The organism is Microcoleus sp. S13_B4, from assembly GCF_036700885.1.
Classification (GTDB): Bacteria; Cyanobacteriota; Cyanobacteriia; order Cyanobacteriales; family Microcoleaceae; genus Microcoleus.
The window spans coordinates 1-2,602 of sequence record NZ_JAUBPU010000128.1; the positions used below are offsets into that span (position 1 = coordinate 1).

General features: G+C 42.0%; 3 protein-coding genes. All 3 read right to left on the reverse strand.

Annotated elements, in window-relative coordinates:
* Positions 1–58: 58 nt before the first annotated feature.
* Positions 59–952, reverse strand: a complete 894-nt coding sequence (locus QT994_RS27425) for a reverse transcriptase domain-containing protein (RefSeq protein ID WP_445243955.1) — start codon at positions 950–952, stop codon at positions 59–61.
* Positions 849–1,208 carry a reverse transcriptase N-terminal domain-containing protein gene (locus QT994_RS27995; RefSeq protein ID WP_445243956.1) on the reverse strand — a complete coding sequence of 120 codons (360 nt, stop codon included), beginning with the start codon at positions 1,206–1,208 and terminating at the stop codon, positions 849–851. The genes QT994_RS27425 and QT994_RS27995 overlap by 104 nt, the downstream gene beginning before the upstream one ends.
* A gap of 506 nt (positions 1,209–1,714) precedes the next feature.
* Positions 1,715–2,602 (reverse strand): group II intron maturase-specific domain-containing protein (locus tag QT994_RS27430; RefSeq protein ID WP_333180248.1); only part of this gene is annotated, 888 nt, incomplete at its 5' end.

The window sequence follows — 2,602 nt, forward strand, 5'->3', positions numbered from 1 at the left end:
TATGAATTACGCACTTGATTTAGCTAAATACTTAATCTTATCATGTTTTAGGTTGAAATTAAGATGCGTTTACCCTGATGCTAATTGTAGCTTTTTGACTGGGTGTTGAAATGAATTTACCATTGGGTTTAACTGAGAAGTTCCACCCAAGGAAGTCGAAACCACCTGTACTATGTACGACTTTGGTTTTGGCTTCTTTGACTTTTAATCCTCTTATTTCCAAGAATTTATCAATGTGTCCTCGGAGGGGTTCAGGGTCGTCTTCTGGTTTCAGAATAAACACAACGTCATCCGCATAACGAAATCCAGTAATAGTGTCTATGTATCTGCCACCATTTCTGATTTTTAATCTGACCTCATGACCAACATTTTCTAATCCGTGAAGGACTATATTGGCTAGTAATGGGCTGAAAACTCCCCCTTGGGGCGTACCGGATTCTGATGAAGGAAATTCTCCTCTGATTCCAGCTTTTATTGCCCTAAACACCCCTTGTTTTGCTGCCTTTGGTAGTTGGACTGATTGCATTAAGAATTTGTGGTCAATCTTGTCGAAACATTTTTCAATATCCAATTCCAAAATTCTTTTTTCTAACCCATTACTCCTAGAGTTTAGATTATTGAATAATTGTCTCTGGATATCATGGCAGCTTCGGCTAGGTCTAAACCCATAAGAATGAGCGTTGAACGTAGCTTCTGCTGCGGGTTCCAAGGCATATTTGATGAGACATTGATATGCTCTGTCGCTAATGGTCGGGATTCCTAGTCCTCTTTTAGTTCCGTCTACTTTGGGTATGTACACTCGCTTTAGAGGCTGATGTTTCCATTGCTTCCAGTTCTTAACTAACACTTCAAATAGTGCCAGTCTTTGTGAGGGTTCGAGGGCTTTCTTTCCGTCCACCCCTGCGGTTTTCCGTCCAGTATTTAACTGTGTCACTTGCCTTAGGGCAAGCAATTTCGCTGCAAAGAGAGCTTAATAAAAGTTTCTGAAGCTTACGCACTAGAAGCACGTTACCGTTCTTTTGAGCCTTGAATATTCTCACTTGTAGGCGAAACACAATTTTCCGCAGCTTGCGCCAAGGAATTGATTTCCATTTATCAACTGGATTTAACTCCGTTGCCATAACATTCTCTACGCCTGAATGAACATTTTCTATGTAAACCGTACCCAGTTGTCCAAGAGTCCTGATTTCTTGAGTTTTTGAGTACATCTTACCAACTCTACCCGCTAACCCTTATTTAAGGAGTCCACAATTTGAGGAAGTAATTTTCTCAAATTGAAGGTTGAAAGAGCCGTTTTTTTCGTTCCTCGGTTTAGTTGTTTTGTAGTTTTAGGTTCTCTCATTTCGCCCACGATGTCCCAGAATTGCATTTATCCAGTTCAAAATAATGCGGGTATTTTCACACTTGAAGTGTTATGTTGTGTCGTTGTTCGACCTTGATTTCGGTCGTTCACGCTCAGACGCTTTTTCCGAGAGTTCAACTAATGTTTAACCTTGACTACTTACCTATACGAGTTGCTCCCATCTCAGGTTTGTTATTCTCGTTCTGTCCCCAGCTTCATTTTTAGAGTTTGTTCTCTATCCATGTGGGCAGTTTTGGCATCACGCCATTCCTAGCGGGTAAGACTTGTCAAATTTGAGTTTGACGCACTCACACTCAACTGAAGTTACCTTTACTATCTTTTAGGGCTTGCACCCAAGGCGGCGTAAAGGCTCTAATCCCCTAACCCATACAGGCTAGTTTCATAGAAACGAACCGCACGATCTGGGCGTGCGAGTTTTCCCGCACCCAGCTCCCGATGTTCTTGGCTTTCGCCTTTGCTCATGTGGAGATAATCGTGGCAGCTTTCGTGAACCGCTAGAAGGTTATTTATTTTCGAGTTACTATGGTTTCCATCTACATGATGTAGATGTACCTTTTCATCGCCTAGCATTTTTAAGCCACATTTTCCACATTTATGGTTTTGCCGTTTTAAAGCTTTAGATGTGTTACCGTCATAGAGCTTGCTGTTACACTCACTCCAGTAGGCTATATCTCCGTCGTAGGGTGATTTCTCTCCTTTGACGTTGACAAATTTGTTTTCGGAGTAGGGAACCGCCGGGAATGCTTTTTCTATCAATTTCTTGACAGTATAGCGATTCTGTTTTGCTTCCTTGTTGAATACCTTGAAGGCTCTATTTTGGATGAACCACAGTGATAGCCGTGATCCATCCAATTTACAGTAGCGATGGTAATTTCTCCAGCCTCTAACCACAGAAGCTAATTTCTCAGCCTTGTCCGTAGCACCATAATTCGAGTTGTTAACGATGTGTTTTACCTTCTGACGGAATGCTTTAAAATTGTCCGCTGATGGAACGCATCTAAATTTCCCGTTGTTTTGCACTTTGAAGTGCCAACCGAGGAAGTCAAATCCATCTGTCGTAGCTGTTAGCTTAGTTTTCTTTTCACTAACCTTCATTCCTCGTTCTGCCAGAAACTCGCTGACTTTATCAAGTATTGCCTCCGCATCATCTTTAGGTTTCAGAATTAGTCGGGTAAAGGGATTACATCGCTGTAACCCCCTCCCCTCAAAACCGGACTTGTACCTTTCAGCACATCCGGC

What these genes read in the sequence shown, in the direction of transcription:
- QT994_RS27995 (WP_445243956.1), bottom strand. Translation starts at nt 1,208, where the DNA reads ATGTACTCAAAAACTCAAGAAATCAGGACTCTTGGACAACTGGGTACG.